Below are 20,376 nucleotides of genomic sequence, written 5' to 3'. Positions count from 1 at the left end.
TCAACTCAAATATTGTGTATTGATTTCTCACATTTTATTCCCATATTATTGATGATAATCAATATCATTATATTGCAATTCAAGTATAAATAGGCTCTTAGAAGGAGACTATATGAACTTGATTACATCAATACCTTGGCAAAAAACACAAGCTGTACCAAATGCTTTTCCAGAGCGACAATCGTTAATGCCAATTTGGGGTGGGATTAGCGTACCACAAGAAAAATGGCAAAGCCTTTGGAAACAGCACGCTCCATACGTTTTGAACGAAGATGGTTTAGCCTATCTACATATTCCATTTTGCGCAAGTCACTGTATTTTCTGTGGTTTTTATCGTAATGCATGGAAAGCAGAATATAGCAAAATCTATACAGATAAATTAATTGAAGAACTCGCCTTTGAAGCATCTATTCGGCAAGGTAATGGCAAAATACAAGCGGTCTATTTTGGTGGAGGAACGCCTACAGCCTTAGATACGGAAGATTTAGTTCGTTTGATTAAAGCATGCTATCAATATCTACCTTTGTCTGAAGATTGTGAAGTCACTTTAGAAGGTCGCATCAGCCACTTTGATATAGATAAAGCCAAAGCTTGTGTTGAAGCGGGTGTTAATCGTATTTCTATCGGGATTCAAACCTTCAACTCAGCTATTCGTAAACGACTTGGGCGTAAACATACAGGCGAAGAAGCTTATGCTTACCTTCAGCAACTGTGTGAATTAGATGCAGTAATTGTCGCGGATCTGATTTTCGGTCTGCCTAACCAAACTGATGAGATTTGGGCAAAAGATATTGAAACAGCCTGTACCTTAGCTTTATCTGGTTTGGATATTTATGCCTTTAACAATTATCCTTTTTTACCAATCAATCGCTTAATTGAACACGGTAGTCTGCCACAGCCTGCTAGCTTTGAAATTCAAGCTCAGCACTATGCCTATGCTGTTGAAAAATTGCAAGAACAGGGTTGGCGGCAAGTAAGTAACAACCATTTTGCTTTCCCAACACGCAAGGAGCGTAATCGTTACAATAGTCTGGTTAAAGCCAATATGCCTTGCTTAGCATTTGGTTCAGGAGCTGGTGGAAATTTAGGGGGATATAGTTATCAAGTACAAAGCGACTTAAAACGCTACTTAGAAACACCACCACAACAAAAAGCACTCTCTTTTTTCAGCCAACACGGTGAACATAAATCCCTATTAGGTCAAGTGCAGTACAGTCTTGAATTAGGTTACTTAGATACAAAACTTTTCGCAAATCATCCTAAAGCCAAAAAATTGCTACAACAGTGGCAAGATCTCGCTCTATTACAGATAGATGAGCAAGGGATCGCCCGATTAAATACAAGTGGACGTTACTGGTCGCCAACGCTTGTACGTAAATTAATGCTAACACTACCCACTCAAACAGATGGAGAACCTAAAGTAATGAAACTCACTGAAGAACAACGTCATGTTTTAACTCAATCACTTTCAGAAAATGCTGGACAGATTTTAGAAATGTTAGCTGGCATGCATCAGTGCAGTATGGAAGACGTAATTCAATGTTTGCCAAGTCACATGGTCATCAAAACCGATGGCAGCCGCTTCGTTGAAATCATGCAAGCACTTTCTACACTCACTGAGCCAACCACCTTTATCACTCACACTACCGATGCCGTGATGGAAGTAACTGGGCTTATTCCAAGCGGTAAGATCGGGCGAGGATTTTACAATTTCGATCATAATGAAACCGGTGGAATTCATGGACATCTACGCTATGAAAATTGTGCTGCTATTTATTTCATTGAACGTCCATTTATGGGTAAACAAACTGCATCTCTCAATTTTATCAATCATCAAGGGGGAGCAATGTTTAAAATTTTCGTTGGAAGAGATGAACAAGGTAAATTACGTAATAACCAAATTGCGATGATGAAACAACTTGTACAAGGAGTAAATGAATGATCGCCATCTTCGGGGCAAATGGCTTATCCGGCAGAGCCTTAATTGAACAACTGGATTCCAACGTACTTGCCGTATTACGTCAACCGAGTGACGATCCCTTTTTCAGCGACAAATCTTGTGCGGTGGTCGATGCAATGCAAGCGGGGAGTTGCGATAGTTTTTTTGCAACCTATCAGCCCAACATTGTGGTTAGCTTTATCGGGGGTAAAAAGGAAGGAATACGCAGTGATGCAGTAGGAAACATCAACCTAATCAATGGATTACAAAAACATAGCCCACATAGCCACTTGATTTTAATCACAAGTCTAGGCTGTGGTGAGCAGTGGTCTCTACTGAGCGAAAAAGCCCAGTTTTATCTCGGCGAAGCCATTCAAGCTAAAAATCAAGCTGAAGCCCATTTACAGCAAAGCGGACTGAACTGGACAATACTCCGCCCAAGTGGTTTAAATACTGACGATAATGAGCAATATCATCTTTATCCACAGACTGAATCTCTTGAGAAATTACCTCATCAATATATAAGTCGCAAAGGATTAGCCAAAGCGATACAGCATATCATCGCTGAACCACAACACTTTCTACATCAAATCTATTCAGTAGGTCTGTAAAAAATCGGGTGGAATATTCCACCCGATATATCTATATAAAGCGTTAGAAACGCACCTCACCACCTACTACAAAAGTCCGACCACGAGCATAGTTAGTGAATTTGAAGACATCGTTGTCATTTTCATCGACATCATAATCGCCCCTTGTTCCATTTTGACTATTCAATGGATCAACATAGGCAGCATCAAAGGCATTTTGAACGCTAAACTTAAGTTTGAAATGTTTATTCACATCATAAATCGCATAGAAGTCTGCAACAACAGGTTGATTTGGTAGCTTTTGCTTTCTTGGTTTTGGATTATCAAGATCCACCAACGGCAAAATACGATACGCAGTTCCTGTGTATTTAATGATTGAACCTAGCGTTAATTTCTGATTAAAGAGTTTTGTGCCAATATCCAATGTTGCCGTATGTTTTGGTAATTCATAAATATCGCCATAGCCAAAGCCCTCAACGGAACTTTGAATACCAATCGGTTGAGATGTTTTTTGATGTGCATAGGCAAGGCGACTGAAGAATGAGCCATTATCATAATTAAGCTCAATTTCTGTCCCTGACATCTTAATTGGTTCTAAACTATTCACAGCGATCTGTGCATTAAACCCAGCGACTTCCGCCTGATTAATATCATTGGTCAGTGTACCCGCACTACTAATATAGAAATTCTCTGATATAATAAAATTTCTTACCGTTTTGCGGAAATGGGACACTTTCAAGCCGAGTTTATCTTGTTCAGTAAACACGTTATGTTTAAAGCTATTAAATCCTATTTGATACGTTTTGGCTTTTTCAGGCTTCAAATGCGGATTCATTGAGCCACCACCTTCATTATTGAAGAACAACTCTTGAATATTTGGCATTCGGCTACTTTTCGAATAGCTAACAAAAGGTGTAAACCAATCGTTCATCTCAGCCGATAAACGAATCGATGGATTCAAGCTATTTTGGTATTTTTTAATCTGCATCGCACCGCTTGGGAAACACGGAATAGGTACACCTTCCACTTCGCCACAGGCTGGTTTAAAGCCTGAAAAGCCAGAACGAGCATAAATCAGCCCTGCTTCTAAACGATAAATCCCTTTTTTCCAATCAGTTTCAATAAAACCTGCGGTGATTTTCTGCTCACCTGATGGAGCAAACGGGGTTGAGTCTAGACTGCTATAATTCTCATCATACTTTGCAATACGTTGGTAACTATTGGTAAAGTGAGATGCCCCTGCAGTCAAGGTTAAATCGACTTCGCCAAGATCAATAAAACTTTTATTCTCAAGTTTGAAAAAATTAGAGTGGTTATGGGTTCTTGAATCAACTAACGCCCATATGGAAGCATCAGGATTAAATGTCTGCTTATTTCGAGTGTGAGAAGCAAGCAAGGCAAGATTCAAGTACGAATTTGCATTGAAATCGTAACTCATTGACCAGTTACGATGAGCCAATTCACGACCTCCAATATTTGTGGTGTAATCACGCCCTGAAAATAATAATTTTTGCTGTTCCGTCGGGTTAATTTCTACCTTGCCTAACCACGATGTTGGACGCTGACTTTGGCGGCTTACATAAGCGTTATCGTGATGACGATTGCCGTTACCGTCTTTATAATTTGAGCCAATTTTATGTACCCCATAAGCAAATAATGCTCCAACACTGCCTGTAGAACTAAAAGCTTGGGTTTTACCTGCTAACGCAGTCATGGCGTTATAACCGTAAGCGTTTGTACCTGTTGCGAACTTAGATAACACGCCGACTTGATTACCCGAAAACACCACATCATCAACACCAATCGTTTTAAATTCGGCACTGCCACTTAAATTATTCACGCCAGACGCACCGTGAGCAAAGTCTCGTTCAATATCAATACGTGCTAAAAAGTTAGGATCAATCGTTGCGCCAAACTGGCTTGATGGATTTGCTACATTCTCATCAGGATTGTGATAACGAGATCCGCCATTAGCCGATGTACCAAATCCGGTTTGTGGTACGCCATCAATAGTAGTATTGACTCGTCCTAGCCCACTCATACCCCGAATATTCACATTTACCGTCCCCAATGTTGGATCGATATTGGTGTAAGTACCAGGAATCGCACGTACAACGCTATCTAAAGATTGCATTCGTTTTTCTGCGCCACGGCTAGACACCGCTCCCGCTTTTTTAAACGATTCTGTTTCTGCATCTGCAACAACAACCACTTCGCTTAAAGCCATTGTGTCTGTTGCCATGACAGGAAAGGCAAGCATTAGCACAGCTTGGCTTACCGCAAGTGCAATATAAGTTTGTTTCATTTTAAATATCTCCTTTTAATTTAAAATCCAAATGTAATCAGCATCTTTTTCAGAAAGACCTTTACTATCGCTTCCCATTAAAATAGTTACCACCTTTGTATGTGGCATTTGTGGTGAAAGATCCTGTAAATGTACTGCTACGCCAATCTGACGGTTGATGTGATGATTACCTGCAATCAGCAAGTTCGGCGTTTTAGCACTGAGTACCTTTTCCGCCATTCGCCGATCTCGAAACTGTTGCACCTGCACCATTTTCTGAATCATCGGATCTTGCACATCACAATCGCAGTGATGATGTTGTAAGATGAGTTGAGCAATTTTTTTCTGAATATCAGGATGAGTCGATTGATTGCCTTGAATCGGCTCTGCCCCACTCATTAAGGTGCTGACTTCCTGTTGAGTTAAATTGGTTGCCACTAACGCCGTTTTATTTTCTAAGGCGTAACGAACGCTCTCCCCATAAAAACGCCACTCCCAGCCCTTTTTCCAATGCAGAGCAGACGGAAGATCATTAAAGTAAGCGGTAGGATTTTGTTCGACTTTTGCAATATGTGGTTGTTGATCGACACTCAGCATTTCTAACAACACACTGCCTTGTGGGCGATATTGTTGCAGTTGTTGAAGTAACCAAAATTGTGCTTGATGATGAGCCAAATTATCGTGTTGCTCCCCCAATAAAATATGAGGAACAGTCGCGATTTTTTGAACAAAGGCTTGGGGCGTAAGCTGTTCGCCCGTGCGTAGATCTTGAATTTTACCTAACGATGTTACGCTAACATCTTTTAAAGAAGAGCTACAACTTACGATAAAAAAGAGACTAAGTAGTATTAATTTACGAAGAAAAAAATTCAGCATAGTGAACAAGCTTATTTTTGATAATAATTATCATTTTATTTTGATCCACTATTTTATGTCAAGTCACAATCAAGCGATAACATACCCCCCACTCACCTGTTTCACCACGCCTAACAATTCCAAATTCAGCAACTCAATCAATGCGGTTTCCACTGCTAAATCAGTCGCTTTGGCTAAATCGTCAATGCTGATTGGCTCAAGGTTGATTTGAGCAAAGAGAGCTTGCTGACAAGCGGTCAGTTCAGGCAGATTTTTTGCAAATGTTGGTTCAGATCGCACCGCTTGTTTGGCTGGCTCTCGCTCAAATAGACTAGGTTGCCGTTGCACCGACTGCCGTTGCCACGCAATCGCATCTAAAATATCGTTCACATTATCGACTAATAACGCCCCTTCTTTAATCAGTTTATGGCAACCTTCGCTATAACGATTTTGCACCGCATTCGGCAAAGCAAACACTTCTCGTCCTTGCTCTAACGCATAGCGAGCGGTAATCAGCGAGCCACTATTGAGTGCGGCTTCCACCACCAAAGTACCGAGCGACAGCCCACTGATAATGCGGTTGCGTCTCGGAAAATTCTCCGCTAGGGGCGGTTGGCTTGGGAAAAATTCCGACACCAACGTACCGCTTGTCTCTATAATCTGTTCAGCAAGTTTTTTATGGCGAGCAGGGTAAACTTGAGCCAAACCGCTCCCCAGCACCGCAATGGTCACGCCGTTTTCAGCGACAGCACGTTGGTGGCAAAAACCGTCAATGCCAATCGCCAAACCGCTCGTTACTGCCAGCTGATTTTTAACTAATTCGCCTGCAAAATAACTCGCCCAATGCTCGCCGTAGTGCGAATAATCACGGCTGCCGACAATCGCAATCTGCGGTAAAGACAGGCTTTGTACATTGCCACGCACAAACAGCACAGGCGGTGCGGTACTGATCTGCTTGAGCAAAAACGGGTAATCATCATCAAACAAAGTCAAAACCCGTTGCTGATCTTGCTCCGCCCATTGCAACGCTTCATCAATCCATTTTCGCTCAGGATTTCGCCACCGCTGAATTTGCCGATCATTCCAACCGATCATTTTTAACGCCGTGTTGTCGTACTGACAAAACTCCGCAAAATCCACTTCCGCCAATAACCGCCCAATCCGTTGCGCCCCAAGCTGTGGTACTTGTAACAGCGCCAATAGTGATGTGAGATGTTTCATTTTTTCCCCGTTATTTCGTTAAATTTCCCTAATCCTAATAAAAAGTTTAAAATAGCCAACATATTCTTTTTAATTTTTCGACAGAGATCGCAAAAATGGCAATTTTAGATGTACTAATTTATCCCGATGATAACTTGGCGAAGGTCTGCCAACCGGTAGAAACGGTGGACGCGGAGCTAAATACCTTTATTGATAATATGTTTGAGACGATGTACCAACACGAAGGGATCGGGCTGGCGGCTCCGCAGGTCAATGTGTTAAAACGTGTGGTGACCATTGATATTGAAGGTGACAAAACCAACCAAATCGTGTTGATTAACCCCGAAATTATTGAAAGCAGTGGCGAAACGGGGATTGAAGAAGGCTGTTTATCAATACCAGGCTGCCGAGCGTTAGTGCCACGCAAAGAGAAATTGACGGTTAAGGCGTTAAACCGTGACGGTAAAGAATTTACCCTTGAAGCTGACGGTTTGTTGGCAATCTGTATTCAACACGAAATCGATCACCTAAATGGCGTGCTGTTTGTAGATCACATTTCCCAGCTCAAACGCCAACGTATCAAAGAAAAAATGCTCAAGCTGAAAAAACAGATTGAGCGTGCGAAATAAGGAGAACCCTATGATTATTGTAACCGGCGGTGCTGGCTTTATCGGCAGCAACATTGTTAAGGCGTTAAACGCTATCGGGCGAACCGATATTTTAGTGGTGGATAACCTAAAAAACGGTGAGAAATTCGTCAATTTGGTCGATCTGGACATCGCTGACTATTGCGATAAAGAAGACTTTATTGCGTCTATTATTGCAGGCGATGATTTTGGTCCTATCGATGCGATTTTTCACGAAGGGGCTTGTTCCGCCACAACGGAGTGGGACGGCAAATACTTAATGCAGAACAACTACGAATACTCAAAAGAGTTGTTGCATTTCTGCTTAGATCGCCAAATTCCGTTTTTCTATGCATCAAGTGCAGCGACCTACGGCGGACGTTCGGACAACTTTATTGAAGATCGCAAATTTGAGCAGCCACTCAATGTTTATGGCTACTCTAAATTCTTGTTTGATGAATATGTGCGTAAAATTCTGCCTGATGCCGAGTCGCCAGTGTGTGGCTTTAAATACTTCAATGTCTATGGACCGCGTGAACAGCACAAAGGCTCAATGGCAAGTGTGGCATTCCATTTGAATAATCAAATTTTAAAAGGCGAAAATCCGAAACTGTTTGAAGGCTCGGAAACGTTCTTGCGTGATTTTGTCTATGTGGAAGATGTAGCACAGGTGAACCTTTGGGCGTGGCAAAACGGTATTTCGGGTATTTTCAATCTTGGTACGGGCAATGCAGAATCGTTCCGCGCTGTTGCTGATGCGGTGTTGGCGTTCCACCAAAAAGGGCAGATTGAAACAATCCCATTCCCTGATCATCTCAAATCTCGCTACCAAACCTTTACCCAAGCAGATTTAACCAAACTGCGTGCGGCAGGTTATGATAAACCATTCAAAACTGTCGCCGAAGGGACAAAGGCGTATATGGAGTGGCTGAATAGATAAATAACAAGCGGTCTGATCTTGCAAATTTTTTACAGGAAGTGACCGCTTGTACCCATACAAAACAGGGAGCTAATGCTCCCTATTCTATTTGTAATTATTGTCCGTAATACGCATTCTTACCGTGTTTGCGTAAGTAATGCTTATCAAGCAACTCTTGTTGCATGGAGTTGATGTTTGGGCGGATTTGGTGACTGACGAAGTTCATATAGGCAACTTCTTCTAATACCACCGAATTATGCACCGCATCAAAGGCATCTTTACCCCAAGTGAATGGACCGTGAGAGTGAACTAATACGCCCGGTACCATTGATGGCTCAATGTTGCGTTTGCGGAAAGTTTCCACGATCACTTTGCCGGTTTCTAACTCGTACTCACCTGCGATTTCTTCAGGGGTCATACGGCGGGTGCAAGGAACTGAGCCGTAGAAATAATCGCCTTGCGTTGTGCCTAAGGCTAAAATATCTTCTCCTGCTTGAGCCCAAGCGGTCGCGTGGCGTGAGTGAGTATGTACCACACCGCCGATTTCAGGGAATTGGCGATAAAGCTCTAAGTGCGTTGGAGTGTCTGATGATGGTTTTTTCGTTCCCCAGACACGATTGCCTTGTAAATCGACAATCACAATGTCGTCTGCGGTCATCACATCGTAATCTACGCCTGAAGGTTTAATTGCTACTAATCCTGTTTCACGATCAAGTTCACTTACATTACCCCAAGTGAATGTGACTAATTTATATTTTGGTAGCTCAAGATTGGCTTTAAGCACTCGTTCACGCAATTCTTTTAACATTGAAAACCCCCTTCTTTCATTTTTTGTTCAATCCAACGGCGAGCGTTGATGATTTCCGCAATCGGCTCTTCCGCTTTTTCTGTCCACATTTCAATTAAGAATGCCCCACGGTAGTTGAGTTCCGCAAGGGTTTTAAAGCAAGCAACGAAATCTACACAACCGTCACCAAACGGCACATCACGGAATTGACCTTTGCACGTTTCAGTGACTTTGTAGGTGTCTTTTAAGTGGATCGCTGAGATTTTATCGATGCCTAATTTGAGTTCTTCCGCCACGTTGTCGTTCCACGCTGACAGGTTGCCTAAATCAGGATAAACGGTAAACCACGGCGATTTAATGATTTCGTCCCATTTTTTCCAGCGAGAGATTGAACTCATAAATTTGGTATCCATAATTTCAACGGCAATGGTCACTTGGTTGCTTGCTGCCAATTCAACCGCCCACTCTAAACCTTCTTGGAAACGTTGGATTGTGCCTTCGTCTTGCTCTTCATAATAAACATCGTAGCCCGCAAGCTGAATGGTGCGAATACCAAGATCAACCGCCAATTGAATGGCTTTTTCCATAATTTCGTAAGCTTTTTGACGAGTAGCTTCATCACGGCTGCCGAACGGGAAACGGCGGTGTCCTGATAGGCACATTGACGGGATTGTTACCCCTGTATTGACAATGGCTTTCACCAGTTTTAGACGCTCTTTTTTGCTCCAATCAAGGCGAGCAAGGCGTTCATCTGTTTCGTCAATCGACATTTCAACAAAGTCAAAACCACAGGTTTTGGCGATAGAAAGTCTGTCTTGCCAGCTGATGTTTTTTGGCAAGGCTTTTTCGTAGATTCCTAATTTATGTTTTCTCATTTTTAATCCTTGGGGGTTAAATATAAACTTGTAGGGGCGGACCGATGTGTCCGCCCGTTTGATATGCGTTATTTTCGGGCGGACACATCGGTCCGCCCCTACAAAAATTATGCCAAAATCACTTCCAACCCTTTTGCTCTAAGTTGCTGAATAATATTGGGGTCAGCTTCTGAGCCAGTAATTAAAATATCCACTTTGCTGAGCTCGCTAAATAACATTCCCACTCGTTTACCCAGCTTAGTACTATCTAATAGCACTACATATTTTTCTGCCTTGGATGACATCTGATTTTCAGAATGGGCGATAATCATGTCCGTTTTGTATAGACCATCCACAGTAAAACCTTTCCCACTGGTAAACATAATATTTGCCGCATAACTCATATCATGTCCACCGATAGATAGGGTAATAGCCTTATTCTTATTATATTGTCCCCCTAAAATCACTACATCTTCGTGATTATGGTCGATCAAGTGATTTGCAAGCGGTAAGTAGTTAGTGATAATTTGCAAACGTTGACCACATAGCTTACTACCTAACATGGACATGGTAGAGCCACAGGTCAAAACAACGCTGTCACCGTCTTTACACAGTTGGCTGGCTGCTTCGGCAATTCGCTGTTTTTCATCGCTGTTTTTAATTTCTCGATTTGCGGGAATAAAATCGACGCTAATCGCTTCTGCCCCATTACGTACTTTATGTAAACGCCCTTGTTCACTTAGTTTATTAATATCTCGGCGTGCAGTCGCAGGGGAAATATCAAGTAGTTCAACGATTTCTTGAGTGGAAAGTACTTTTCTTTCTGCTAGAAAATCAAGTAGCTGTCGATGTCGATAATTTTCGTTCATTATTTATCTCCTATTTTATGATTATTTTAAACCAAATAATGAACAATTTCCCCCCATTTTACAGGGGGGAATTGATGGCGATTAAAGCATTGATTTAAATTGAATGTTTGGCTCTTGCTCGAAGCAGTCGTCAAAACCACGTGGGTGGTGATATTCAATTAAGTCTTTATCTTGTGGATAAACGTATTTGCCGCCCACTTCCCAAATGAATGGGTGGAATTTGTATTGTAAGCGGTCTTTACGCATACGCCATAAATCGATGATCTCTTGGGTGCTTGCCATAAAGTTTGTCCAAATGTCGTGGTGAACTGGGATAATTACTTTACAACGTAAGCACTCTGCCATACGAAGAAGATCGATTGAAGTCATTTTATCTGCGATACCCACTGGGTTTTCGCCGTAGTTGTTTAATGCTACATCAATGTCAAACTCTTTGCCGTGTTTTGCAAATTGAATTGAGTAGTGAGAGTCTGCACCGTGATAGATGTTGCCGCCTGGTGTTTTGAATACATAGTTCACCGCTTTGCGACCCATTTCTTCATCTGACGGGCAAAGACCTGCTAATTCTCCACCTTGTGCTTCTGCACCTTCAACTGGTAAGGTTACTAAGCAAGTACGGTCGAAAGAGTCTAACGCGTGGATTTCAACGTCTTTTAATTGCACGACATCGCCTGGTTTTACGATGATGATACGCTCTTCTGGCACGCCCCATTTTTTCCAAAGTTCTGCACAGTGCCACGGACCAACGAATTTAACGTGATCTAGTTTTGGATTGTTTACAATCGCTGCCGCCACATTTACGTCAATGTGGTCGCTGTGGTAGTGAGACGCAAGAATGAAATCCACTTCATTGATCGCAAATGGGTCTAATACCATTGGCTGTGCACGAAGGTTTGGTTGTAATTTACGCACACCTGCCATGTTCGCCATTTGGTGACCACGCACCATATCTTTTACTTTCTTAGTAGATTTACCACGACCACACCATAAGTCCATACAGATGTTTGCGCCTGCAGGGGTTTTAATCCACACGCCCACACAGCCCAACCACCACATTGCAAAGTTGCCTTCTGGAACGACTTCATTTTCGATCTCTTCGTTTAACCAAGTACCCCACTCTGGGAAGGTAGAAAGAATCCAACTTTCACGGGTGATTTCTGAAATTTTGCTCATTGTAAGCTCCTATAGTTGAGTGTTAGGAAAGAATAAATAATCACAACAAATCATAACTAATCACAAAAAAATGTACACTATTTTTTTGTGATTTTGTGATCTAGCTCTAATTTTTTATTGTTAATATTAGTCTCCATACCAAAATAATTATATAACACATTAATAAATATAGATTTTATTAGCACTCAATATATAAGATTTCTAATATATTGCATTCGACTAGTATTCTATTTTCTTAGTAAAAAAGAATTACAAGTTAGCTCTTTACAAAAAATAATGTGATATAGCTCACAAATAATCAAATACAATCTTTTTTAATCTATTTAAGTTGATATCATGCACAAGACTAAATTCCGATAAGTCTGAATTTCAACGCTCAACTTCTGTTGAGAACAATTTTTATCCAAACCAAATATTAAAATAAGAGGTACTCTTATGGACATGATCACTGATATCCTGCTCTTTTTAAAAGATCAGGTGTTAAATAAAGCTCCATTCTTACTTGGTATCGTAGCCTGCTTGGGTTACATTCTTCTTAAAAAAGACACCACAACCGTTATTAAAGGTACAATCAAAACCATTGTTGGTTTTATGATCGTACAAGCCGGTTCTGGCTTCCTTGTTACCAACTTCAAACCTGTGATTGAGGGTTTATCTAAATTCCATAACTTAACAGGTGCGGTAATCGGTGCGTTACTATTAAATATCTTATTAGTGGTATTTAGAAAATTCACCGGTATTCGTACCATTATGCTGACAGGTCACATTATGTTCCAACAAGCTGGTCTTGTGGCGGTGTTCTATATGATCATCGGGGCATCAATGTGGGAAACCATTATTTACACATCTGTATTAATGGCTCTCTACTGGGGTATCTCTTCTAACATTATGTACAAACCAACCCAAGCGGTAACAGGCGGTGCAGGTTTCTCAATCGGTCACCAACAACAAATCGCTTCTTGGATTGCAGTTAAACTTGCACCGAAACTTGGTAACAAAGATGACTCTGTGGATCATATGAACCTACCAAAATGGTTACACATCTTCCACGACAGTATCTCTGCAACCGCATTAGTAATGACGATTTTCTTCGGTATCATCTTACTTTCATTCGGTTTAGATAACTTGCAACAAATGGCAGGTAAAACCCACTGGTTTATGTACATTCTTGAAATGGGCTTGAAATTTGCGGTAGCAATTCAAATCATCGTAACCGGTGTGCGTATGTTCGTTGCAGAACTTTCAGAAGCATTCAAAGGTATCTCTGAACGCTTAATCCCGAACTCAGTCCTTGCGATTGACTGTGCGGCAATTTACGCATTCTCTCCAAACGCAATGGTATTCGGCTTTATGTGGGGTGCTATCGGTCAATTCGTGGCAGTGGGTATCCTATTAGGCTTCGGCTCACCAATCTTAATCATTCCAGGCTTTATCCCAATGTTCTTCTCTAACGCAACCATCGGCGTATTTGCAAACCAATTCGGCGGTTGGAAAGCGGTAATGAAGATCTGTTTCGTAATGGGTATCATCGAAGTATTAGGTTCTGCGTGGGTAATCCAAATGCTTGCAAGTCAAGGCACGACATTCAATGGCTGGATGGGTATGGCGGACTGGGCATTATTCTTCCCACCAATCTTACAAGGTATCATTAGCGTACCAGGCTTCTTCTTCATCATTGTTGCTCTTGCTATGGTTTATATGTTCTTCGCATCTCGCACCTTACGTGCTGAAGAAGCAGAAGCAGCGGCAAAAGGTTTAACCCTTGAACAGCTAGACGGCTACGGCTTAGACGAAGTTCAAACCAAAACAGAAACAAAAGTAGAAGAAAAAGCAGAAGCCGTTGTTGCTCAAAGCGATGCTAAACCAGTACGTATCTTAGCGGTATGTGGTTCTGGTCAAGGTTCATCAATGATGATGAAAATGAAGATCAAAGGTTACTTAGACAAACGTGGTATTCCAAACATTATGGACTCTTGTGCGGTCACAGACTACAAAGGTAAACTTAACGAAATCGACATTATCGTCTCATCACAACACTTAGCAGCTGAAATTGAAGTGCCAGAAGGCAAAGCATTCTTAGGCGTGAAAAATATGTTAAATCCAAACTCATTTGGTGATGAATTAGTGGATTTAATCAATAAACACAACGCAAAATAGTCTAAGAATGTTACCGCTTGACATGATCAAGCTCGTGTAGGGGCGAACCGATGTGTTCGCCCGAAAATACCACGAAACGTCTAGGGCGGACACATCGGTCCGCCCCTACTATTCATCTTTTACATAAAGAGAAAGAATTATGAATTTAAAACAATCCCTCATTGAAAATAACTCAATCAAACTTAACCAAACTGCAAGTAGCTGGCAAGAAGCAATTAAAATTGCTATCAATCCATTAATTGAATCAGGTGCCGTAGAATCTCGATATTACGATCGTATCATTGAGTGTGTAAATGAAATGGGACCATATATCATTTTAGCACCTGGGCTTGCTATGCCACACGCTCGCCCTGAAGATGGTGTAAATCGTACGGCATTTGCGCTTGTCACGCTCGCTCAACCTGTCACTTTTGAAGGCGAAGATGAACCAGTTGATGTATTACTTGCACTTGCAGGTAGTGACTCTGATCAACATATGCAAGGCTTAATGGAAATCACCCAAGTGCTTGATGATCCAGACAGCGACACAGGCGTTGATCTTGATAAAATCCGCCGTTGCAAAACCGCAGAAGATGTTTATGCGGTGATTGATGCGGCATTAAATGGTTAAATTCTCCCCTCCCCCCTTTTTCAAAGGGGGGAATAATTTCAAGCGGTGGCTTTGGCAAAATTTTCTCCAAATCTCACCGCTTATTAACCCTATTTTTCATTTTCAAAAGGAATATATTTATGTCAAAACCACTTCTCCAAATTGCTCTTGACTCTTTAAGTTTAGAAAAAGCCGTTGCTGATGCCAAACAAGCAGAAGACGTTGTCGATATTATTGAATGTGGCACAATTCTTGCTTGTGCAGAAGGTATGAAAGCCGTTTCAACCTTGCGTGCATTACACCCAAATCACATCATCGTTTGTGACTTAAAAACCACTGACGGTGGTGCAATCCTTGCCAAAATGGCATTTGAAGCAGGTGCAGACTGGCTCACCGTATCAGCAGCTGCTCACCCAGCCACTAAAGCCGCTTGCAAAAAAGTCGCCGATGAATTTAACGCGGCTCACCCAGAACTCAAAGTGAAAAAAGAGATCCAAATCGAAATCTACGGCAACTGGACCGTTGAAAAAGATGCACAAGAATGGGTAGATTTAGGCGTAAAACAAGCGATTTACCACCGTTCTCGTGATGCAGAACTCGCTGGTAAAGGCTGGACAGCAGAAGATATTGAGTTAATGAAACAACTCTCTGCAAAAGGCTTGGAATTATCAATCACCGGCGGTATCGTCCCTGAAGAAATTCACCTTTTCAAAGAAGTGAAAAATGCTAAAGCGTTCATCGCAGGACGTGCCTTAGTCGGCGAAAAAGGCAAAGCCACTGCCGAAGCAATCCGTGCGGAAATTGATAAATACTGGGCGTAATAAGCGATATAAAAAAATAACACAAGCGGTCTGATCTTTGCCTTTTCTTACAAAATTATGGCAAAATCAGACCGCTTGTCTATTTAAGGAGAGATTATGCCAAAAGTTTATGTTGTTCATGGTTATACTGCATCTGCAGATAAACATTGGTTTCCATGGTTGGAACAGGAATTAGCGAAAATTGGAATTGAATGTCACCGCTTGAATATGCCTGATTCAGCCAATCCAAACCCTGACAAATGGTTAAAGTATTTGGAAGAAAATACTGTGATTGATGATGAAACGATTGTTATTGGTCATAGTTTAGGTTGTATTGCGTTGCTTAACTTTATGGCTCGCCATTTCTTAAAACCTAAAGGAGCAATATTTGTATCTGGTTTCTACCAACCATTAGATACCCTACCTGAACTTAATTCTTTTTCAAATAGTTATGCTGTTGCACCAAGCTGCTTACCCTTTAAATCTTATGTTGTTGCTGCATTAAACGATACTGTTGTTCCATATCAATATAGCGATGACTTCGCAAAGCACTTAAAAGCGGACTATATTCGTTTAACAGAAGGTGGACATTTTTTAGATAGAGAAGGATGGATAGAATTTTCACTTATACTTGATTTAGTGAAAAAGCTATTATCATAAAAAAGGCGAGCTTAAAGCTCGCCTGTTGCTAAATCAGATAACTATTACAGCAATACGTTAGCTAATAATAACCCGATAATCAGGCTAAAGATCATACTGAGCAAGCCTGGTAGCATAAAGCTGTGGTTGAAAATATATTTACCGATTTTGGTTGTACCTGTGGTATCAAAGTCGATAGATGCAATGATTGGACCATAGTTTGGTACGAAGAAGTAACCATTTACCGCCACAAATACCCCGATAAGAACTGGTACAGGAATACCAAGTGCAACACCTAATGGGAATAGTGTTGCAACCGTTGCGCCTTGGCTATTGACTAATACAGACAATACAAATAATGCAAAAGCAAATGCCCATGGTGCCGTCTCAACTAACCCTTTCACCATATCTTTTACCTCGGTCATATGCGCATCCATGAGAGTATCACCCATCCACGCAATACCAAAAATGGCAATGACCGCACGCATACCTGCATGGAATACAGAGCCTTGAGTGATTGCATTACCATTCGGTTTACAGATAAGCATAATTAACGCAGCCACAGATAACATAACAATTTCAATTGTATGTGCCATGCCCATTGATTTACCATCAAAGACTGGGCGTAACTCTTTAAATGTTCCCATAAAGACGACTAATAATGCGCCAAATAAGAATAAACCAACTGATGTTTTCGCTGTAGGGCTAATTTTAATATCCGTTGGATTCGTATCTGCATGATTTCTGGCTACATATTCAGGATCTTGTAATAAACGCTGATAATTCGGATCATCTTTTAGCTCTTTACCCATTTTGTTTACAAATAAACAAGCACAGAAGATACCTAATACCGTTGCAGGGATAGTCACAGATAAAATATCACCAATACTATAACCTTGTGGCTCAATCATTGCAGCAACAGAGACAACAGCTGCAGCAATAGGGCTTGCCACAATAGCAAATTGTGATGCAATCACTGCCATAGAGAGTGGACGCTCAGGACGAATACCATTGTGACGGCTTACTTCCGCAATCACAGGTAATACAGAATAAGCTACGTGGCCTGTCCCTGCTAAGAAAGTAAATGTCCAAGTTACCGCGGGTGCGATAAAAGTAATATGTTTTGGGTTACGACGTAAGATATTAGTTGCGATTTTGATCATATAGTCTAAACCACCTGCTGCTTGCATTGCCGCTGCAGCAGATACGACTGCCATAATCATAAACATCACATCGATTGGAAGACCTGCTGGTTTTAAGCCAAATCCGAAAGATAAGACTGCTAACCCTAAACCGCCCATTACCCCTAAACCAATACCACCGAGACGTGCACCGATTAAAATACAGAGTAATACAACGGCAAATTCAATAAGAAACATTGCAGACATAACTTGCTCCATTGTAATTTAACGAAAAAGCCCGCATTATATTGCGGCATTACCTGGCGATAATTCGCCCTTTTATTAAAAAGGGATGCAATATAGCATAAATATTTATTATCGCTATAATCTAGATCAATAAAAATTTCTAATCATAGGAAAATATATGCAATTCTCAAAAATGCATGGATTAGGCAATGACTTTATGGTCATTGATGGCGTTACACAAAATGTTTATTTAACAGAAGATATCATTCGTAAATTATCTGATAGACATCGAGGTATTGGCTTTGATCAGCTACTACTCGTAGAGCCTCCTTACGATCCCGAATTAGACTTCCACTATCGAATTTTTAATGCTGATGGAAGTGAAGTTGCTCAATGTGGTAATGGTGCACGTTGTTTTGCTCGTTTTGTCACTTTAAAGGGCTTAACCAACAAACAAGATATTGGTGTAAGTACTGCAAAAGGAAAAATGGTATTAAGCCTAAAAGAAGATGGTCAAATTCGAGTGAATATGGGTGAACCCATTTGGGAACCCGCTCAAATTCCGTTTACAGCGAACAAATTTGAGAAAAACTACATTTTACGCACCGATCTTCAAACAGTATTGTGCGGTGTCGTTTCAATGGGTAATCCCCACTGCGTATTGCAAGTCGATGATATTCAAACAGCAAAAGTGAATGAACTTGGGGCATTGCTCGAGTGCCACGAACGCTTCCCTGAACGAACCAATATTGGCTTTATGCAAGTTATCAATCGTAACCATATTAAATTACGCGTATTTGAACGTGGTGCAGGAGAAACTCAAGCTTGTGGTAGTGGTGCTTGTGGTGCAGTAGCTGTAGGTATTATGCAGGGTGTGCTAGATAGCAACGTTCGGGTAGATTTACCTGGTGGCTCACTGCAAATTGAATGGCTAGGAGAAGGATATCCACTTTATATGACAGGTGATGCCGAACATATTTATGATGGCTTTATTAAACTATAACGAACAAACTTCCTCGTTATTGAACTATTTTTATCACAAGCGGTAAGTTTTATCTAAGATTTTACAAATAAAAAATGCGACATTATTGATTAGATAATGTCGCATAAAATTAGACGATATTGAGGAATCTTTATTATTATTTGCGTGTTCTAATCATACTCTAAATCCTTTACAAAAGTGAAGGAATATTTCAACTAAATTTCAAAAATTGGAGCGAGATCACAAAATTATAATTTTGTGTCAAAACACATTTATTTAGCTAAAATTTTAATTAGCTGACTGTGAGAAAAGAAAAAACCCTGATGAGTTATCATCAGGGTTTAGAATATGGCTCCTCCTGCGGGACTCGAACCTGCGACATATGGATTAACAGTCCACCGTTCTACCGACTGAACTAAGGAGGAAAAGAGTTTGTAACATTAAATGGTGCCTCGAGGCGGAATCGAACCACCGACACGGGGATTTTCAATCCCCTGCTCTACCGACTGAGCTATCGAGGCATCTCGTCGTTACGGGGCGCATTATGCTGATTTTCTTTCAGTTCGTCAAATGTTTTTTTCAAAAAAATAAAAAAATCTGTTTAATGGATCGCTTTTTATTCAATTTGTTTAAAAAACAACATGTTAGCGCACATTTTTATATTTCTGTTGGGCCTTATTCACTTTAATAAGATAATTTCTCGCCTGCGAAGATGGATGTGCCGTTGTTAAAATACGATATACCGCACTAGGATCTAAATTGCTAATACGTTCCATCGCTTCCCATTTATCATTATCAAAGACTCGCAATACTGCTCCTGCTCCACTATTATAGGCAGAAATCATCGCATAACGTTTAGATACTGGGTTAGTAATCTCGCTAAGATATTCATCACGTAAAATAGCTAAATACATAACACCAGCATCAATGTTCTGACTCGGATTGTAGAGATAATCACGATCTGGCTGCCCACCCCAACCTTTACGTGCAAAAATATCACGCCCCGCAGTTCGCGGAACAACTTGCATTAAACCAATTGCATTTGCATAACTGACCGCATAAGGGTTAAAGGCTGATTCAACTTCCATAATCCCTAAAACCAAACTCAAATCAATGTTGTACTGTTTAGCAACCTTACGTGCAATAGGCAAATAGCGTCTTGCACGGACTTCCACGTGGTTTGCCGCCATAGGGATAGTCACATAAGTTGCGGTATACCCATTTTGTAAACGACGAGTTTTAAGCTTATTTTGCAATAGATAAGTAGCAAAATCATTAGCGATAGCAATATTTGTTACTGAACGACCAAATTGATCGACTACCTGTCCTGCTAAGAAAGGATTACTACTAATTGGCACATCGCCAGATGCAAATAAATCAATTCCAGATGCATCAGATCCCATTAATAGCGTGTGAATAATTGAGTTTCGTAAACGGTTTTGATCGCCTAGGGTTTCAATCGTGATTTGCCCATCTTCAAAACTAATATGGCTACGTGTGTAGTATTTATCGGTATATTTAACGTAATCTTTTTGGCTTGCTTGGAGTAACTCATTAACCCCCCAAATTTGATCGATATTACGAGAAAACTGTCCCATTAAAATATCAAGACCATTAATATCTTTCGTATAATCTGGACGCGTTTTTTTGGACGATTTCTTTGTAGTTGAACTACCACAAGCAACCAAAAAAGGAATAAGAAGCGCCAAAGAGATATATTTCTTATTTAATTTCATACGATAACTC

General features: G+C 40.8%; 18 protein-coding genes and 2 tRNA genes. 9 read left to right on the top strand and 11 right to left on the bottom strand.

From position 1 onward, the window contains the following. Nucleotides 1–112 precede the first annotated feature (112 nt). A complete protein-coding gene (hutW, locus tag C5N92_RS00210) occupies nt 113–1,942 on the top strand; it encodes a heme anaerobic degradation radical SAM methyltransferase ChuW/HutW (RefSeq protein WP_181015858.1) in 1,830 nt (609 codons plus the stop codon). Continuing rightward, nucleotides 1,939–2,550: an SDR family oxidoreductase gene (locus tag C5N92_RS00205; RefSeq protein ID WP_111748895.1), complete on the top strand. Its 612-nt coding sequence runs from the start codon at nt 1,939–1,941 to the stop codon at nt 2,548–2,550. The genes hutW and C5N92_RS00205 overlap by 4 nt, the downstream gene beginning before the upstream one ends. A 43-nt stretch (nt 2,551–2,593) precedes the next feature. On the opposite strand, the gene C5N92_RS00200 is transcribed toward C5N92_RS00205, so the two are convergent. The 3 genes from C5N92_RS00200 to dprA form a co-directional block, all read right to left on the bottom strand. Next, entirely contained in the window at nt 2,594–4,834 is a 2,241-nt protein-coding gene (locus C5N92_RS00200; RefSeq protein ID WP_111748894.1) for a TonB-dependent receptor domain-containing protein, read from the bottom strand. Between the two features lie 15 nt (nt 4,835–4,849). Next, on the bottom strand, nt 4,850–5,689 hold the full coding sequence (locus tag C5N92_RS00195; protein ID WP_111748893.1) for a ChaN family lipoprotein: 840 nt from the start codon (nt 5,687–5,689) through the stop codon (nt 4,850–4,852). Nucleotides 5,690–5,758: 69 nt separating this feature from the next. Continuing rightward, the gene (gene dprA / locus C5N92_RS00190; protein WP_111748892.1) at nt 5,759–6,889 is read right to left on the bottom strand and encodes a DNA-processing protein DprA; all 1,131 of its coding nucleotides are present in this window, start codon (nt 6,887–6,889) and stop codon (nt 5,759–5,761) included. A 95-nt stretch (nt 6,890–6,984) separates the two neighbouring features. On the opposite strand from dprA, the gene def reads away from it, so the two are divergent. Both def and rfaD read left to right on the top strand, forming a co-directional pair. Further along, nucleotides 6,985–7,497, top strand: coding sequence for a peptide deformylase (gene def, locus C5N92_RS00185; RefSeq protein WP_111748891.1), 513 nt, complete (start codon nt 6,985–6,987; stop codon nt 7,495–7,497). 10 nt (nt 7,498–7,507) lie between these two features. Continuing rightward, the gene (rfaD, locus tag C5N92_RS00180; protein WP_111748890.1) at nt 7,508–8,434 is read left to right on the top strand and encodes an ADP-glyceromanno-heptose 6-epimerase; all 927 of its coding nucleotides are present in this window, start codon (nt 7,508–7,510) and stop codon (nt 8,432–8,434) included. 94 nt (nt 8,435–8,528) lie between these two features. Here rfaD and araD read toward each other — a convergent pair whose 3' ends face one another. From araD to ulaG, 4 genes are all read right to left on the bottom strand, one after another. After that, nucleotides 8,529–9,221: an L-ribulose-5-phosphate 4-epimerase gene (gene araD / locus C5N92_RS00175; protein WP_111748889.1), complete on the bottom strand. Its 693-nt coding sequence runs from the start codon at nt 9,219–9,221 to the stop codon at nt 8,529–8,531. After that, on the bottom strand, nt 9,215–10,075 hold the full coding sequence (locus C5N92_RS00170) for an L-ribulose-5-phosphate 3-epimerase (protein WP_111748888.1): 861 nt from the start codon (nt 10,073–10,075) through the stop codon (nt 9,215–9,217). The genes araD and C5N92_RS00170 overlap by 7 nt, the downstream gene beginning before the upstream one ends. A 107-nt stretch (nt 10,076–10,182) precedes the next feature. Next, on the bottom strand, nt 10,183–10,923 hold the full coding sequence (gene ulaR / locus C5N92_RS00165) for an HTH-type transcriptional regulator UlaR (protein ID WP_111748887.1): 741 nt from the start codon (nt 10,921–10,923) through the stop codon (nt 10,183–10,185). Nucleotides 10,924–11,004: 81 nt separating this feature from the next. Beyond that, on the bottom strand, nt 11,005–12,096 hold the full coding sequence (gene ulaG, locus C5N92_RS00160; protein ID WP_111748886.1) for an L-ascorbate 6-phosphate lactonase: 1,092 nt from the start codon (nt 12,094–12,096) through the stop codon (nt 11,005–11,007). A 435-nt stretch (nt 12,097–12,531) separates the two neighbouring features. Between ulaG and C5N92_RS00155 the strand changes: the two genes are divergently transcribed. The 4 genes from C5N92_RS00155 to C5N92_RS00140 all read left to right on the top strand — a co-directional run bounded on the left by C5N92_RS00155 (nt 12,532) and on the right by C5N92_RS00140 (nt 16,302). Next, nucleotides 12,532–14,253 (top strand): PTS ascorbate-specific subunit IIBC, encoded by a 1,722-nt coding sequence (locus C5N92_RS00155; RefSeq protein WP_111748885.1) that lies wholly within the window; start codon nt 12,532–12,534, stop codon nt 14,251–14,253. Nucleotides 14,254–14,392: 139 nt separating this feature from the next. Then, nucleotides 14,393–14,863, top strand: a complete 471-nt coding sequence (locus C5N92_RS00150; protein WP_111748884.1) for a PTS sugar transporter subunit IIA — start codon at nt 14,393–14,395, stop codon at nt 14,861–14,863. 119 nt (nt 14,864–14,982) lie between these two features. Beyond that, a complete protein-coding gene (locus C5N92_RS00145) occupies nt 14,983–15,663 on the top strand; it encodes a 3-keto-L-gulonate-6-phosphate decarboxylase UlaD (RefSeq protein WP_111748883.1) in 681 nt (226 codons plus the stop codon). Between the two features lie 96 nt (nt 15,664–15,759). Further along, nucleotides 15,760–16,302, top strand: a complete 543-nt coding sequence (locus C5N92_RS00140; protein WP_111748882.1) for an RBBP9/YdeN family alpha/beta hydrolase — start codon at nt 15,760–15,762, stop codon at nt 16,300–16,302. A gap of 44 nt (nt 16,303–16,346) precedes the next feature. On the opposite strand, the gene C5N92_RS00135 is transcribed toward C5N92_RS00140, so the two are convergent. Continuing rightward, the gene (locus tag C5N92_RS00135; protein ID WP_111748881.1) at nt 16,347–17,669 is read right to left on the bottom strand and encodes an anaerobic C4-dicarboxylate transporter; all 1,323 of its coding nucleotides are present in this window, start codon (nt 17,667–17,669) and stop codon (nt 16,347–16,349) included. Nucleotides 17,670–17,826: 157 nt separating this feature from the next. Here C5N92_RS00135 and dapF point away from each other — a divergent pair, with 157 nt between their 5' ends. Further along, on the top strand, nt 17,827–18,651 hold the full coding sequence (gene dapF, locus C5N92_RS00130; protein WP_111748880.1) for a diaminopimelate epimerase: 825 nt from the start codon (nt 17,827–17,829) through the stop codon (nt 18,649–18,651). Between the two features lie 328 nt (nt 18,652–18,979). Here the strand turns inward: dapF and C5N92_RS00125 are convergent. The 3 genes from C5N92_RS00125 to mltC form a co-directional block, all read right to left on the bottom strand. After that, nucleotides 18,980–19,055, bottom strand: a tRNA-Asn gene (locus C5N92_RS00125). Between the two features lie 20 nt (nt 19,056–19,075). Continuing rightward, nucleotides 19,076–19,151, bottom strand: a tRNA-Phe gene (locus C5N92_RS00120). 123 nt (nt 19,152–19,274) lie between these two features. After that, nucleotides 19,275–20,366: a membrane-bound lytic murein transglycosylase MltC gene (mltC, locus tag C5N92_RS00115; protein ID WP_111748879.1), complete on the bottom strand. Its 1,092-nt coding sequence runs from the start codon at nt 20,364–20,366 to the stop codon at nt 19,275–19,277. Between the last annotated feature and the right edge of the window lie 10 nt (nt 20,367–20,376).

Origin of the sequence: Glaesserella australis (assembly GCF_003260095.1) — a bacterium.
Lineage (GTDB): Bacteria > Pseudomonadota > Gammaproteobacteria > Enterobacterales > Pasteurellaceae > Glaesserella > Glaesserella australis.
The sequence above is the reverse complement of the archived record's forward strand: the minus strand, read 5'-3'. Positions and strand labels throughout refer to the sequence as shown.

Coding starts and splice junctions, on each gene's coding strand:
- hutW (WP_181015858.1), top strand. CDS start 113: ATGAACTTGATTACATCAATACCTTGGCAAAAAACACAAGCTGTACCA.
- C5N92_RS00205 (WP_111748895.1), top strand. CDS start 1,939: ATGATCGCCATCTTCGGGGCAAATGGCTTATCCGGCAGAGCCTTAATT.
- C5N92_RS00200 (WP_111748894.1), bottom strand. CDS start 4,834: ATGAAACAAACTTATATTGCACTTGCGGTAAGCCAAGCTGTGCTAATG.
- C5N92_RS00195 (WP_111748893.1), bottom strand. CDS start 5,689: ATGCTGAATTTTTTTCTTCGTAAATTAATACTACTTAGTCTCTTTTTT.
- dprA (WP_111748892.1), bottom strand. CDS start 6,889: ATGAAACATCTCACATCACTATTGGCGCTGTTACAAGTACCACAGCTT.
- def (WP_111748891.1), top strand. CDS start 6,985: ATGGCAATTTTAGATGTACTAATTTATCCCGATGATAACTTGGCGAAG.
- rfaD (WP_111748890.1), top strand. CDS start 7,508: ATGATTATTGTAACCGGCGGTGCTGGCTTTATCGGCAGCAACATTGTT.
- araD (WP_111748889.1), bottom strand. CDS start 9,221: ATGTTAAAAGAATTGCGTGAACGAGTGCTTAAAGCCAATCTTGAGCTA.
- C5N92_RS00170 (WP_111748888.1), bottom strand. CDS start 10,075: ATGAGAAAACATAAATTAGGAATCTACGAAAAAGCCTTGCCAAAAAAC.
- ulaR (WP_111748887.1), bottom strand. CDS start 10,923: ATGAACGAAAATTATCGACATCGACAGCTACTTGATTTTCTAGCAGAA.
- ulaG (WP_111748886.1), bottom strand. CDS start 12,096: ATGAGCAAAATTTCAGAAATCACCCGTGAAAGTTGGATTCTTTCTACC.
- C5N92_RS00155 (WP_111748885.1), top strand. CDS start 12,532: ATGGACATGATCACTGATATCCTGCTCTTTTTAAAAGATCAGGTGTTA.
- C5N92_RS00150 (WP_111748884.1), top strand. CDS start 14,393: ATGAATTTAAAACAATCCCTCATTGAAAATAACTCAATCAAACTTAAC.
- C5N92_RS00145 (WP_111748883.1), top strand. CDS start 14,983: ATGTCAAAACCACTTCTCCAAATTGCTCTTGACTCTTTAAGTTTAGAA.
- C5N92_RS00140 (WP_111748882.1), top strand. CDS start 15,760: ATGCCAAAAGTTTATGTTGTTCATGGTTATACTGCATCTGCAGATAAA.
- C5N92_RS00135 (WP_111748881.1), bottom strand. CDS start 17,669: ATGTCTGCAATGTTTCTTATTGAATTTGCCGTTGTATTACTCTGTATT.
- dapF (WP_111748880.1), top strand. CDS start 17,827: ATGCAATTCTCAAAAATGCATGGATTAGGCAATGACTTTATGGTCATT.
- mltC (WP_111748879.1), bottom strand. CDS start 20,366: ATGAAATTAAATAAGAAATATATCTCTTTGGCGCTTCTTATTCCTTTT.